Source organism: uncultured Algibacter sp. (assembly GCF_947495675.1).
Lineage (GTDB): Bacteria > Bacteroidota > Bacteroidia > Flavobacteriales > Flavobacteriaceae > Algibacter_B.
In genome coordinates, this window is sequence record NZ_CANLZX010000013.1 from 1 (window position 1) to 14,086 (window position 14,086).

Annotated in this window: 18 protein-coding genes; 16 read left to right on the forward strand and 2 right to left on the reverse strand. The window is 31.5% G+C overall.

Annotated features, from left to right (window positions below; genetic code table 11):
• From hisG to hisIE, 8 genes are all read left to right on the forward strand, one after another.
• The coding region (gene hisG, locus Q0842_RS10050; protein WP_298497601.1) for an ATP phosphoribosyltransferase at nucleotides 1–556 on the forward strand (556 nt) is incomplete at its 5' end.
• A 9-nt stretch (nucleotides 557–565) separates the two neighbouring features.
• On the forward strand, nucleotides 566–1,849 hold the full coding sequence (gene hisD / locus Q0842_RS10055) for a histidinol dehydrogenase (RefSeq protein ID WP_298497603.1): 1,284 nt from the start codon (nucleotides 566–568) through the stop codon (nucleotides 1,847–1,849).
• Nucleotides 1,846–2,898, forward strand: coding sequence for a histidinol-phosphate transaminase (hisC, locus tag Q0842_RS10060; RefSeq protein ID WP_298497605.1), 1,053 nt, complete (start codon nucleotides 1,846–1,848; stop codon nucleotides 2,896–2,898). The genes hisD and hisC overlap by 4 nt, the downstream gene beginning before the upstream one ends.
• 10 nt (nucleotides 2,899–2,908) lie before the next feature.
• Nucleotides 2,909–4,045 (forward strand): bifunctional histidinol-phosphatase/imidazoleglycerol-phosphate dehydratase HisB, encoded by a 1,137-nt coding sequence (gene hisB, locus Q0842_RS10065; protein WP_298497607.1) that lies wholly within the window; start codon nucleotides 2,909–2,911, stop codon nucleotides 4,043–4,045.
• Nucleotides 4,045–4,626 carry an imidazole glycerol phosphate synthase subunit HisH gene (gene hisH, locus Q0842_RS10070; protein WP_298497609.1) on the forward strand — a complete coding sequence of 194 codons (582 nt, stop codon included), beginning with the start codon at nucleotides 4,045–4,047 and terminating at the stop codon, nucleotides 4,624–4,626. Before hisB ends, hisH begins: the two co-directional genes overlap by 1 nt.
• A 1-nt stretch (nucleotide 4,627) precedes the next feature.
• The gene (hisA, locus tag Q0842_RS10075) at nucleotides 4,628–5,362 is read left to right on the forward strand and encodes a 1-(5-phosphoribosyl)-5-[(5-phosphoribosylamino)methylideneamino]imidazole-4-carboxamide isomerase (RefSeq protein WP_298497611.1); all 735 of its coding nucleotides are present in this window, start codon (nucleotides 4,628–4,630) and stop codon (nucleotides 5,360–5,362) included.
• Nucleotides 5,362–6,117: an imidazole glycerol phosphate synthase subunit HisF gene (hisF, locus tag Q0842_RS10080; RefSeq protein WP_298497613.1), complete on the forward strand. Its 756-nt coding sequence runs from the start codon at nucleotides 5,362–5,364 to the stop codon at nucleotides 6,115–6,117. The genes hisA and hisF overlap by 1 nt, the downstream gene beginning before the upstream one ends.
• 52 nt (nucleotides 6,118–6,169) lie before the next feature.
• Entirely contained in the window at nucleotides 6,170–6,763 is a 594-nt protein-coding gene (gene hisIE, locus Q0842_RS10085; RefSeq protein ID WP_298497615.1) for a bifunctional phosphoribosyl-AMP cyclohydrolase/phosphoribosyl-ATP diphosphatase HisIE, read from the forward strand.
• Between the two features lie 76 nt (nucleotides 6,764–6,839).
• Here hisIE and Q0842_RS10090 read toward each other — a convergent pair whose 3' ends face one another.
• The gene (locus Q0842_RS10090) at nucleotides 6,840–7,259 is read right to left on the reverse strand and encodes a hypothetical protein (RefSeq protein ID WP_298497617.1); all 420 of its coding nucleotides are present in this window, start codon (nucleotides 7,257–7,259) and stop codon (nucleotides 6,840–6,842) included.
• A 95-nt stretch (nucleotides 7,260–7,354) separates the two neighbouring features.
• Here Q0842_RS10090 and Q0842_RS10095 point away from each other — a divergent pair, with 95 nt between their 5' ends.
• The 6 genes from Q0842_RS10095 (at nucleotide 7,355) to Q0842_RS10120 (ending at nucleotide 11,554) form a co-directional block, all read left to right on the forward strand.
• Entirely contained in the window at nucleotides 7,355–8,131 is a 777-nt protein-coding gene (locus Q0842_RS10095) for a tRNA pseudouridine(38-40) synthase TruA (protein WP_298497619.1), read from the forward strand.
• 204 nt (nucleotides 8,132–8,335) lie between these two features.
• Nucleotides 8,336–8,839, forward strand: coding sequence for a DNA starvation/stationary phase protection protein (locus Q0842_RS10100; protein ID WP_298497621.1), 504 nt, complete (start codon nucleotides 8,336–8,338; stop codon nucleotides 8,837–8,839).
• A 51-nt stretch (nucleotides 8,840–8,890) separates the two neighbouring features.
• Entirely contained in the window at nucleotides 8,891–9,793 is a 903-nt protein-coding gene (locus tag Q0842_RS10105; RefSeq protein WP_298497624.1) for a mechanosensitive ion channel family protein, read from the forward strand.
• Nucleotides 9,794–9,960: 167 nt separating this feature from the next.
• Entirely contained in the window at nucleotides 9,961–10,176 is a 216-nt protein-coding gene (locus Q0842_RS10110) for a hypothetical protein (RefSeq protein WP_298497626.1), read from the forward strand.
• 50 nt (nucleotides 10,177–10,226) lie between these two features.
• On the forward strand, nucleotides 10,227–10,793 hold the full coding sequence (locus Q0842_RS10115; RefSeq protein WP_298497628.1) for a hypothetical protein: 567 nt from the start codon (nucleotides 10,227–10,229) through the stop codon (nucleotides 10,791–10,793).
• A 77-nt stretch (nucleotides 10,794–10,870) separates the two neighbouring features.
• Nucleotides 10,871–11,554 carry a DUF2461 domain-containing protein gene (locus Q0842_RS10120; protein ID WP_298497630.1) on the forward strand — a complete coding sequence of 228 codons (684 nt, stop codon included), beginning with the start codon at nucleotides 10,871–10,873 and terminating at the stop codon, nucleotides 11,552–11,554.
• Here the strand turns inward: Q0842_RS10120 and Q0842_RS10125 are convergent, their stop codons facing one another.
• Complete coding sequence (locus Q0842_RS10125; protein WP_298497632.1) at nucleotides 11,555–11,971, reverse strand: glyoxalase; 417 nt, start codon at nucleotides 11,969–11,971, stop codon at nucleotides 11,555–11,557.
• A gap of 142 nt (nucleotides 11,972–12,113) precedes the next feature.
• Here Q0842_RS10125 and Q0842_RS10130 point away from each other — a divergent pair, with 142 nt between their 5' ends.
• Both Q0842_RS10130 and leuC read left to right on the forward strand, forming a co-directional pair.
• Complete coding sequence (locus Q0842_RS10130) at nucleotides 12,114–12,497, forward strand: hotdog domain-containing protein (protein ID WP_298497634.1); 384 nt, start codon at nucleotides 12,114–12,116, stop codon at nucleotides 12,495–12,497.
• 180 nt (nucleotides 12,498–12,677) lie between these two features.
• On the forward strand, nucleotides 12,678–14,072 hold the full coding sequence (gene leuC / locus Q0842_RS10135) for a 3-isopropylmalate dehydratase large subunit (RefSeq protein WP_298497636.1): 1,395 nt from the start codon (nucleotides 12,678–12,680) through the stop codon (nucleotides 14,070–14,072).
• Nucleotides 14,073–14,086 lie beyond the last annotated feature (14 nt).

Sequence of the window (14,086 nt, forward strand, 5' to 3'; positions counted from 1 at the left end):
TTCAAAGGATAATTCTTTAAAAGACTTAAACGGTAAAAAAATAGCAACTTCGTACCCAGAAACTGTTAAAAAGTTTTTAAAGGAACAAAATATTGATGCCCAATTACACATCATTAACGGATCGGTAGAAATTGCACCAAACATTGGTTTAGCCGATGGTATTTGCGATATCGTTTCTAGTGGTAGTACTTTATTTAAAAATGGATTAAAAGAGATTGAAGTCTTATTAAAATCTGAAGCTGTATTGGCTGTTTCGCCGGTTTTAGACGATGAAAAACAAGCCATTTTAAATACCATTCAATTTAGAATACAGTCTGTTTTAAAAGGTAGAGATTCTAAATACGTTTTACTTAATGCACCTAATGATAAATTGGAAGACATTATTGCTTTATTACCTGGTATGAAGAGCCCAACAGTACTGCCATTAGCGCAAGAAGGCTGGAGTTCTGTACACTCGGTAATTCCTAAAAATGACTTTTGGAATATCATTGAGGGTTTAAAAGCAAATGGAGCACAAGGTATTTTAGTGTGTCCAATTGAAAAAATGGTGCTTTAATCGCTTATCATGAAAATTATAAATAATCCAAATAAAGAAAGTTGGTCGGATGTTTTAAAACGACCTACGCAAACAGTTGGTGATATAGAATCTATCGTTAACGAAATATTTAAAGATGTTTCTATTAACGGTGATAACGCGATAAAAACATATACCGAAAGATTTGATGGTATTCGTTTAGAAAATAATGTGGTTTCAGTTGCAGAAATTGAAAATGCCATTGCCAAAGTATCAGAAAACCTTAAAAATGCTATAATTAAGGCCAAAGGTAATATTGAAGCTTTCCATACCGCTCAAAAAACAGAAAAAGTAGCTATTGAAACTACTAAAGGTGTACAATGTTGGCAGGAAAAACGACCTATTCAAAAAGTAGGTTTGTATATCCCTGGCGGAACTGCGCCTTTGTTTTCAACCGTTTTAATGTTAGCGGTTCCTGCTCAAATTGCGGGTTGTAAAGAGATTGTGCTATGTTCGCCACCAAATAAAGCAGGCGAATTAGCGCCCGAAATTTTATTTGCTGCCAAACTTTGTGGCGTTACTAAAATTATAAAAGTAGGAGGTATTCAGGCCGTTGCTGGACTTACGTTTGGCACAGTAACTATTCCGCAGGTTTATAAAATTTTCGGACCAGGAAATCAATTTGTAACCGTTGCCAAACAATTAGCAACTAAACATGGTGTGGCTATCGATATGCCTGCAGGTCCAAGTGAATTACTAATTGTGGCCGACGAAACGGCTAATGCGTCTTACATCGCTTCAGACTTGTTAAGTCAAGCTGAGCATGGTGCAGATAGTCAAGTAATACTGGTGGCAACTTCTAAAACATTAATTGATAATGTTTCAGAGGAAGTTGAAAAACAATTAAATGTCCTTCCGCGTAAAGCAATTGCCGAAAAAGCCATAGCCAACTCAAAGTTGATTTATGTTGAAAACGATACTATTGCCCTCGAATTAATTAACGAATACGGTCCGGAGCATTTTATAATTTGTGCTAAAAATGAAGATTTGTATGTAGATGGTATAAGTAATGCAGGTTCCGTTTTTATTGGCGATTATACACCAGAAAGTGCTGGCGATTATGCCTCAGGAACCAACCATACATTACCAACTAATGGTTTTTCTAAGGCCTATTCTGGAGTAAATTTAGATAGCTTTTTAAAGAGCATGACGTTTCAAAAAATATCAAAAGAAGGCCTTTTAAATATTGGCGAAACTATTGAGTTAATGGCAGAAGCCGAAGGTTTACAGGCCCATAAAAATGCTGTAAGTATTCGTTTAAAAGATTTAAAATGACAAGGTTTAACATCCAAAATATAATTAGAGCGAACGTAAAAGCTATGAAAGCTTATAGTTCGGCGCGAGACGAATATGTTTCCGATGGTTCTAAAATGATTTTTTTAGATGCCAACGAAAATCCATTCGAGAATGGTGTAAATCGTTATCCCGATCCGCTACAACGTTCATTAAAATCTGTGTTATCAGAACAAAAAAATGTTCCAGAAAATCAAATTTTACTTGGTAATGGAAGCGATGAAGTTTTAGATTTATTGTTTAGAGCCTTTTGTGAGCCAAAGCAAGATAATATCATCACATTACCTCCAACTTACGGTATGTATACCGTGTTATCTAATTTAAACGAAGTTGAAGAGCGTAAAGTGGAGTTAAATGAAAATTTTCAACCAAATGTTGAAGCTATTCTAGACACCATAGATGAAAACTCAAAAATGCTTTTCATTTGTTCGCCTAATAACCCAACAGGAAACCTTATTGCTTCAGAGAAAATTAAAACATTACTTGAAAATTTTAATGGTTTAGTTGTTATTGATGAAGCCTATATCGATTTCTCAAATCAAGATAGTTGGGTTTCAGAATTAAGTAATTACCCGAATTTAATCGTAACTCAAACGCTATCAAAAGCTTATGGTTTGGCAGGAATTCGTTTAGGTCTGTGTTTCGCTTCCGCGGAAATTATTTCAGTTTTAAACAAAATCAAGCCGCCGTATAATGTTAATGAGTTAACTCAAAAACGAGCATTAGAGCGTATTTCGAACTTAGAAGCGGTAAAGGATGAAGTAAAATCGGTTTTAAAAGAACGCGATATATTAATTGAAGCTTTAAAAAACATCAATTTTGTAGAAACCATTTTTCCTACCGAAGCTAATTTTGTTTTGGTTAGGGTAGATGATGCTACTAAACGATACAACCAGTTAATAGCAAACGGTATTGTTATTAGAAACCGAACAACCCAACCACTTTGTAAAAACACATTACGTTTTACGGTTGGAACCGAAATTGAAAATAAAACATTAATTTCTGCTTTAAGGCAGTTAGCAATTAGCTAAAAGCATAAATATGAAAAAAGTACTTTTTATAGACCGAGATGGGACATTGGTTTTAGAGCCACCTGTTGATTATCAATTAGATAGTTTAGAGAAGCTAGAATATTATCCAAAAGTATTTCAATACATGGCTAAAATTGCCAATGAGTTGGATTATGAGTTGGTTATGGTTACAAATCAAGATGGTTTAGGTACCGATAGCTTTCCAGAAGATACATTTTGGCCTGCCCAAAACAAAATAATTGATGCCTTTGCTAAAGAAGGCGTAGTGTTTTCTGAAGTATTTATAGATAAAACGTTTCCTCATGAAAATGCAGAAACGCGTAAACCTAGAACAGGCCTATTAACTAAGTATTTTTCTGAAGACTATGACTTAGAAAATTCATTTGTTTTAGGAGATAGAATTACAGACATGGAATTGGCAATAAATCTGGGAGCAAAAGGTATTTATTTATCTGAAAACCCAGAATTAGGAGCCGATGAAATTGAAACTTCAAAACAAGACATTCAAGATTGTATTGCCTTAACAAGTACAGATTGGTCGGCTATATATGAGTTTTTAAAACTGGAAAGTCGTGTTGAAGAGATAACGCGTAACACCAATGAAACCAAGATTTATATAAAATTAAATTTAGATGGTTCTGGTAAAAATGATATTAATACAGGATTGTCTTTCTTTGATCATATGTTAGATCAAATTGGTCGCCATGGTGCCATGGATTTAACAGTAAAAGTTGATGGCGATTTAGAAGTTGACGAACATCATACTATAGAAGACACTATGATTGCTTTAGGCGAGTTATTTAATAAAGCTTTAGGTAATAAATTAGGTATTGAACGTTACGGATTTTGTTTACCAATGGACGATTGTTTAGCTCAAGTTGCTGTCGATTTTGGAGGTAGAAATTGGTTAGAATGGGATGCCGAATTTAAACGTGAAAAAATTGGTGATATGCCAACCGAAATGTTTTTCCATTTATTTAAGTCATTTACAGACGGGGCTAAATGTAATTTGAATGTAAAAGCAGAAGGTGTTAACGAACACCACAAAATAGAAGGTATTTTTAAGGCTTTTGCAAAAGCTATGAAAATGGCTGTAAAAAGAGACCCTAACAAAATGTTTTTACCATCAACTAAAGGAATGCTTTAATGAAATTAGTTATAATAAATTATGGCGCTGGAAATATAAAAAGTATTCAGTTTGCTTTTAAAAGACTGGGTGTAGACGCTATTTTATCTAATAATCCAGATGAAATTAAAGCCGCCGATAAAATAATTTTCCCTGGAGTTGGTGAGGCAAGTACTGCTATGAATATGCTTAAGGAAAGTGGGTTAGATAAATTAATTCCTACCTTAAAACAACCTGTTTTAGGAATTTGTTTAGGTATGCAATTATTGTGTAAACACACAGAAGAAGGCGACACTAAAGGTATTGGCATTTTTCAAACCAATGTAAAACGCTTCACAAACGAGGTAAAGGTGCCGCAAATGGGATGGAATGTTATTAAAGATTTAAAATCAGATTTGTTTAAAGGCATTAAAGAAAACGAATACATGTATTTAGTGCATAGTTATTATGCAGAGCATTGTAATGAAACTATTGCTAAAACAGATTATGGACTTAATTATGCTTCTGCTTTGCAACACGAAAACTTTTATGGTGTTCAGTTTCATCCAGAAAAGAGCGGCATTGAAGGCGCTAAAATATTAAAGAATTTTTTAGAATTATAATATGAGAATAATACCAGCCATTGACATTATAGACGGAAAATGTGTTCGCCTTACAAAAGGAGATTACGATACTAAAAAAATATATAACGAAAACCCTTTAGAGGTTGCCAAAATGTTTGAAGGGTCGGGCATTGAGTATTTACATTTAGTAGATTTAGATGGTGCAAAGGCCAAGCACATTGTTAATTATAAAGTGCTCGAACAAATAGCTTCAAAAACCAAGTTAAAAATTGATTTTGGTGGTGGTTTAAAAACTAACGAAGATTTACATATTGCTTTTAATTCTGGAGCTAGACAAATTACAGGAGGTAGTATTGCGGTTAAAGATGCTGAAACTTTTGAAGGTTGGATTTCTAAATACGGCGGAAACAAAATTATTTTAGGAGCCGATAGCGATGCAGGAAAAATTTCAATTAGTGGCTGGATGGAACAAAGTAAAGAAGATGTTATTCCGTTTATTAAAGGCTACCAAAAGAAAGGTATTCAATATGTTATTTGTACAGATATTTCAAAAGACGGTATGTTAGAAGGACCTTCATTTGATTTATATAAAGAAATTATTGAGGCTTGTAGCAATAGTAGTAGTGGGCAATCTGTAAAATTAATTGCTTCAGGTGGGATTTCTCATATCGATGAGTTACCTAAATTAATCGAGTTAGGATGCGAAGGCGTTATTATAGGAAAAGCGATTTACGAAAATAGAATTAAACTTCACCAACTAGAAAAATTTGTATAATGCTAACAAAGAGAATTATACCTTGTTTAGATATTAAAAACGGAAGAACCGTAAAAGGTGTTAATTTCGTTGATTTAAGAGACGCTGGAGACCCTGTTGAATTGGCTAAACAATATGCAAATCAAGGGGCAGACGAATTGGTGTTTCTAGATATTTCTGCTACTTTAGAAGGTCGCGGAACCACTTTAGACATGGTTTTACACGTAGCCGAACAAGTTAATATTCCGTTTACCGTTGGTGGTGGAATTTCTAGTGTAGAGCATGTTGATGCTTTATTACAATGTGGTGCAGATAAGGTGTCTATCAATTCTTCTGCTGTTAAAAGACCGGAATTGGTAAATGAATTATCAAATAAATTTGGAAGCCAATGTGTTGTTGTTGCTATTGATGCAAAACAAGTAGATGGCCAATGGAAAGTGCATTTAGCAGGTGGTAGTATTCCAACAGAAATCGATTTGTTTGAGTGGGCAAAAGAAGTTGAAGAACGTGGAGCAGGAGAGATTCTATTCACATCAATGGATCATGATGGTACTAAAAATGGATTTGCAAATGAAGCTTTAGCTAGATTATCTGAAGAATTAAACATTCCCATAATAGCCTCGGGTGGAGCTGGAAATGTACAACACTTTGTAGACACTTTTAAAGATGGAAAATCTGATGCAGCCTTGGCAGCAAGTGTGTTTCATTTTGGTGAAATTCCAATTCCAGAATTAAAAAAAGAATTAAAAAGTAATAATATAGAAGTACGATTATAAATCGCGCGTGATATGCTTAACTCGGTTTGGCATTTCAAAAATAAAAATAATCATGACCATAAAATACGACTCAAACGGATTAGTTCCAGCTATTATTCAAGATGCCACAACAAAAAATGTGTTAATGTTGGGCTATATGAATGCTGAATCTTACGAGAAAACTTTAGAAACTAAGAAGGTTACTTTTTTTAGTAGAAGTAAACAGCGCCTTTGGACTAAAGGTGAAGAAAGCGGTAATTTTTTAAACCTTGTAGATATAAAAAATGATTGTGATAACGATTCATTACTTATTCAAGTTAATCCAGTAGGACCAACATGCCATACCGGTACAGATACCTGTTGGAAAGAGGAAAACAATTCTAATTATGGTTTCTTTTCTACCTTAGAAAATGTTATTGCAGAGCGTGTAGCTAATAAGGATACCAAAAAATCATATGTGGCTAGTTTGTTTTCTAAAGGTATAAATAAAGTAGCTCAAAAAGTAGGCGAGGAGGCTGTTGAAACCGTTATTGAGGCTATGGATAATAACGATGAGTTATTTTTATATGAATCGGCAGATTTGTTGTTTCATTACCTAATGCTTTTACAAGCCAAGGGATTTACCCTAAAGGATATTGAGAAAGAATTAATAGGAAGACACAAATAAAACAATCTATTTATAAAAAGCATAAAAAAAGCATTAGATTTTACTAATGCTTTTTTATTTATACTGTTTTTTTTGACTATCCAAGCCAATTTTTAGTTTTAGACATTTTAGCAAACCATACAAATATAAATGCAAAAGCTACTATCATAATAGTCATAATCATATTTGATTCACAACCATTTATTAAGGTGTATCCCATTTGTACAATTACAGCTATTAATGATAATATCCATAATTTTACAGACCATGATTTTTTGAGTAATAATCCAATAGCTGCTATAGTTCCCGCGAAAACGGCAATAGCGAATGCTGCTGTAACCCATATTGGCATATTAGCTGCAATTTCTAGTTGTTCTTCGGTGTACATAGTCCGATAACTTTCAGTATTATACGCTTGTTGCAAATAAGCATTAACGCCCATGGCATTCCAAATAAGTGCAATAACGCTTACAATCCAAAACCAAATAGGTGGTTTACTAGTTAATGTGTTGGTCATAATTAATAGTATTTAATTGTTTTTAGTAATACAATGTATAATTTTTTTGTCACATTTAATAAATACCCTATTTTCAAATTCTATTTTTATTCAAAATGAAAAAATACTTTTACGTAATTAATATTCAATATTTAGGCTACCGTTTCCATGGTTGGCAAAAACAACCAAATGTAAAAACACTACATTTAATGGTTGATAGAACATTGAATTTTATCTTAGAAGGCAAATACTTTAAAAGCTTAAGCTCTGGTAGAACTGATGCTATGGTCTCGGCTGAAAGTGCATATTTTGAATTGTTTTTAAAAGAACCCATAGACGATCAAAAAGCTTTTCTCGAACTTTTTAACACAAATCTACCTCAAGATTTAAGAGCCTTATCTTTAAAAGAAGTAGATGCTGAATTTAATATTATAAATCATTCTAAAATTAAAGAATATTTATACCTCTTTACTTATGGTGAAAAATGCCATCCATTCTGCGCGCCAATAATGACCACTATTCTTGACGATTTAGATATTGAATTGATGAAAAAAGGTGCAAAACTTTTTGAAGGAGAAAATTATTTAAAATCTTATTGCTATAAACCAACAGATAATGGTATTTATACTAGAACCATTTTAACCTGCGAATTAATTGAAAACACTATTTATACGGCTAATTACTTTCCTAATCAATCTTATATATTAAGAGTTAGAGGTAAAGGGTTTATGCGAAATCAGATTCGGTTAATGATGGGGACGTTAATTGATTTGGGAAAAGGAAAATTATCTTTAAATGATATTGAAGACAGTTTATTGCCAGATAATTTTGTAAAAATGAATTACATTGCTCCAGCTTCGGGTCTCATTCTCAATAAAATAGAATTTGAATAGAAGTTGCGTTACACTACTTCAAAAATCTTCATATTAAATTAAAAATTGTTTTAATTTTCATTAAAACTTGCCATTATTATCAAATGAGCAAGAATTAATCGCATACGAACAAATCACTTCAATAGTCATATTTTAATTTAGCGGTGTGAGAGAATGGCATATACATTCACTCTTAAATTTAATATTAACCTAAAAAATAAAATTATGAATTATTTAAAAATGAATGAAGAAGAAGTATTACCTGTGGTTATGGAATTAAATATTTTATTAGCAGATTACCATGTGTATTATCAAAAATTAAGAAGTAACCATTGGAATATTGTAGGGAAAAACTTTTTTGATTTACATGAACAGTTTGAAGATTTGTACAATGATGCAAAAGTAAAAATAGATGAAATCGCAGAACGTATTTTAACTTTAAGATTTCACCCAATGAGTAAAATGAAAGATTATCTTAAAGCATCGTCAATTAATGAGGATAAACCAATTAAGTCTGATAAAGATATGGTTGAAGAAACATTAAATGATCATAAAATATTACTTGAGCAAATGGCTATAGTAATCGAAAAGGCCGATAAAATATCAGATGAAGGTACTATAGATTTAATAGGAGCATATATAAGAGAATTAGAAAAATCTAGTTGGATGCTTAATGCATGGTCTAAAAGTACCTCAGAAATATTTAAGCCTAATGTAGTTGAAGTTTAATACATCTTTTTTAATAAAAAATGATTTATAAACTTTTAAACTTTAAAAAAAATGGAAACTACAATAGGAACGGCATTTAATAATTTAATTGATAAACTACAGGGGTGGTTAAGTGCTATAATACAAAACATCCCTAATTTGGTATTGGCTTTATTAGTTATGGGGCTTTCATACTTTGCTGCTAAATATGTAAGTAAGATTGTTAGGAAATTATTAGCAAGACGTATAAGTCAAGAATCAATTACAAATATGATTTCTAAAATATCTGCAGTTTTAGTTGTGGCTACCGGATTGTTTCTTGCTTTAGGAATTTTAAATTTGGGTAAAATGCTCACCTCTTTACTAGCAGGTGCCGGTGTTGTAGGTTTAGCAATAGGTTTAGCATTGCAGGGTACACTCTCAAACACATTTGCTGGTATTGTTATTTCTTTCAGGAAAAGAATACAAATTGGTAATTGGGTTGAATCTAATGGGTTCTCTGGTGAAGTGATTGATGTAAACCTTAAAGAGTTTGTTATTAAAGAAGCAGATAATAACATTGTAGTTATACCTAACAGTATGGTGCTTGAAAACCCACTTAAAAACTATTCATTAACAACTAAAATGAGAGTGTTTTTAGAGTGTGGTGTTGGTTATGAATCCGACTTAGAAGAAGTAGAACGTTTAACAAAGGAAACAATCTATAACACCTTCGATCAAGTTAAAAAACCAGAAGATGTAGAATTTTATTTTACAGAATTTGGTGATAGCTCAATTAACTATTTATGTCGTTTTTGGATAGATGCAGATAGTATGCTTGAAAAATTAAGAGCAAAAACAACGGCTATTATCGAAATTAAAAAGGCGTACGATAAAGCAGGAATTAATATTCCTTTCCCAATTAGAACTTTACAGTTTGACAATAAACTGTCATTAAACAAGCTTGTTTTTAACAAAGAGTTTTCTAATAATTAATTTACATATTAAAGTAAAACGAATAGCTATACCATAAAAGTTTTTAGCATTAAATTGTTCTAATTAATATGAATATTTATTAATGTTAAACGGATTTTGTAAAGGTAAATTTTTACTTTAATAAGCAGGTGTAAGTAATTGATATTTAATAATTTAAAAAATAGATAATGAAAAAATACATAGTAATAATAACCTTGTTGATTTCAATTTCTTTTATAAGTTGTAGAGATGAAAATAAAACGGCTGAAGATAAATTGGAAACAGCAATTGAAGAAGTAAAAGAAGATTTAAAAGCAAATTCAGAAACATTATCTGATGATGTTGAAGACGCTATTGAGGATGTTGAAGATGAAATCAATGAAATAAAAGAAGAAGCTAAATAAACCCAAAAAATAGCTTTAAAATTAATTTATAAATAAAAAAAAATATAAAAATGAAACATATAGCATATATTATTGTACTACTAATTTGTGGTACAACAATGGCTCAAGAGAAGCCAACAGAATTAAAAGAAGAAACGGAAGTTAAAACAGTAACATATAAAGATGGTGATACAACTAAAGAGAAAAAAGTTAAAGTTGTAACAAGAGAAACATCAAATGTAAATTTAGATAAAAATGATGCAGATAAAATAAATCAAAATCGTATTTCGGCAACTAAAAAGATTGAAAAAATGATAATGATTGATGATGATGCAGATACTGAATATGACTTTTTAACAAAGGAAACCTATTTTTTAAATAGTGATAAAAATTACAAGTTCACACCAAATGATATTGGATTTGATATGGCTTTTGATAATGAGAATAACAAATTTGTTACCATAGGGAAAGCCTGGAGTACTCAAAATACTGGAAGTTATATAATAAAGGGAGAGATTTACAACGGTATTGGTTATTTTAATAAAGAAGGTAACTTTATTATTGAATACTATGATGAAGATTCAAAAAAGCTAAAAAGCATTATTTTTAAAGAGAATAAAGACAATTTAAATTTATAAATCATTTTTAAGATAATACAAAAAGTCCCGATACATTCGGGACTTTTTGTATTTTCGAATTTCAATACCATATAATTATGAGCGTTTCTGTACAAAAATCTGTTTTTCAATTTTTTAAAAAACTAGAAAAAAATAATAACCGAGATTGGTTTAACGAAAACAAACCAGAATTTAAAGCCATAGAGGCAGAAGCAAAAGCGTTTTATAATTCAATTTTAAAAAACCTTAACGAGCATGATGATATCGATAAACTAAAAATATTTAGAATATACAGAGATGTTCGTTTTTCCAAAAACAAATTACCTTACAAAACCCATTTTGGAGGTTCGTTTCATAGAACAAAACCAAGACTAAGAGGTGGTTATTATCTACATATTCAGCCTAACAACGAAAGTTTTATTGCTACAGGCTTTTGGCAACCAGAATCAGCCGATTTGATGCGTATTAGAAAAGAATTTGAAATGGACGACTCTGAAATTAGAGCTATTCTTGCAGATAAAAAATTTAATACTATTTGGGGTGATTCTTTTATTGGTGATGAAGTAAAATCTGCTCCACGAGGTTTTAATAAAGACCATAAAGCCATTGATTTAATTAAGAAAAAACAATATATTTTTACTAAAAAATATTCTGACAAAGAAGTTTTAGATCCTAGTTTTATAAATGAAGTAGATCTCGCCTTTAAGGCAATACGACCATTTTTTGATTACATGAGCGATGTATTAACTACAGATTTAAATGGAGTTTCATTAATAGATTAATTATACCGCAGTTAGTAATTCTGGATTTTTAAAAACTTGTATATGGCTTAATAACCGCTCCTTAACAAGGTTCATCATTCGTTTGTTTAAAGCCGAAGAGTTTTTAATATAAATATTATATTCTTCAACAGTAAAATGACCTATAATCATACCTTTCATAGAGTTGCGCAATTTCATATCTTTTTGAATAGCATTTTCTATGTAAATAATACGTTTATCTAAAGAAAAATCATAAAAAACAGATTTGTGCTTTGTTATGTAATTTCTAAAAACTTCAATTAATAAATCGTTTTGAAATTTAATAATAGGGCGTAATACTAAATTCTGAAAACGCTCGTCACTACTCATATTATCATTTACGGTTGCTTTTAAAATTTCTGGGCGAATGTTTTTTAGGGTGAATTGTCTAGTGTCCATTAATGTAGATTTTTAATAAAATTATTGATAATGAAGGTATCATTAAAGAAATCTGTTTTTAATTGTTAACGAGGTTATCAACATTTAAGAATTTTATATCTTTATTCTACATAAATAACAGATAAATAAACACCTGAAAATTATGAGATTTCACACAAGAAAATGGATAAAACCAGAAGACTTAAATGCTAATGGGACTTTGTTTGGTGGCCGATTACTAGAATGGATTGATGAAGAAGCAGCATTGTATAGTATTGTTCAATTAGAAAATCAAAAAGTAGTTACAAAATATATTAGTGAAATAGATTTTAAGGCATCTGCAAAACAGGGTGATGTTATTGAAATTGGAATTAAGCCTATTAAATTTGGAAAAGCATCTTTAACCTTAAGTTGCGAAGTTAGAAATATGATGACAAGAGAAACAATCATAACTATTTCTAATATTGTCATGGTAAATATTGGGCCAGATGGCAAAGTTTTGCCACACGGAAAAACAAGAGTTGAATATGTAAAAGACAGATTGTAACTTTTTAGCGTAACTCTTCTTTAAAAATTGTAATCAATTTTTTGTTTTCATTGCATAAAATGCAAAGAATTATACTTCCATTATATATTTTATAAAAATAAAATAACAATGTGGTCTAAAGTTTCGATTATATGTAATAAAAATTAACTTTGTATTCCTTTTTAAAAATTTAAATTATTTATGAGCAAATCATTGTTTGACAAAGTATGGGATTCGCATGTGGTGCGAAAGATTGAAGATGGACCAGACGTATTATATATAGACCGTCATTTAATACACGAAGTTACTAGTCCAGTAGCTTTTGTTGGATTGGAGAGTAGAGGGTTAAGTGTTTTATATCCAGAGCGTACTTTCGCTGTTGCCGATCATAATACACCAACTATTAATCAACATTTACCAGTACAAGATCCATTATCTGCTAATCAATTAAAAACTTTAGAAGATAATGCTAATAAGTATGGTATTAGCCATTGGGGTTTAGGTCATGAAAATAATGGTATTGTTCACGTAGTAGGACCAGAAAACGGTATTACAGTTCCTGGTGCTACGATAGTTTGTGGAGATTCACATACATCAACGCATGGTGCTTTTGGCGCTATTGCTTTTGGTATTGGTACATCGGAAGTTGAAATGGTATTAACTACCCAATGTATTATGCAGCCAAAACCTAAGAAAATGCGTATTAGTGTAAATGGCTCTTTAAATAAAGGAGTTACTCCTAAAGATGTTGGGTTATATATTATATCAAAACTTACTACTTCTGGTGCAACAGGATATTTTGTTGAATACGCTGGTGATGTTTTTGAAAACATGAGTATGGAAGGCCGAATGACTGTTTGTAACTTATCTATTGAGATGGGTGCACGTGGTGGTATGGTAGCTCCAGATGAGAAAACATTTGATTATATTAAAGGGCGTCCAAAAACACCTAAAGGTGCAGATTGGGATACCGCTATGGAATATTGGAAAACATTAAAAACAGATGACGATGCTGTTTTTGATAAAGAAATAACTTTTGATGCTAGTGATATTGAGCCTATGATTACATATGGTACAAATCCAGGTATGGGTATGGGTATTTCAAATAACATTCCAACTGCTGAATCTGTTGAAGGTGGAAAAGCAACTTATGATAAGTCTTTAGCTTATATGGGTTACGCTGAAAATGAGCAAATGATTGGTAAGAAAATCGATTATGTGTTTATTGGAAGTTGTACAAACGGGCGTATTGAAGATTTTAGAGCATTTGCTTCTATTGTTAAAGGTAGAAAGAAAGCTGATAATGTAACAGCTTGGTTAGTTCCTGGTTCGCATGTTGTTGAAGCTAAAATAAAAGAAGAAGGATTGCTTGATATTTTTGAAGAAGCTGGTTTTGTTTTAAGAGAGCCTGGTTGTTCTGCGTGTTTAGCAATGAATGATGATAAAGTACCTGCTGGAAAATATGCAGTTAGTACATCAAACAGAAACTTTGAAGGTCGTCAAGGACCAGGATCAAGAACTTTATTGGCTAGTCCATTAGTAGCTGCTGCTGCTGCGGTAACTGGTGTAGTAACAGATCCAAGAGAATTACTTTAATAATTTAGAATACA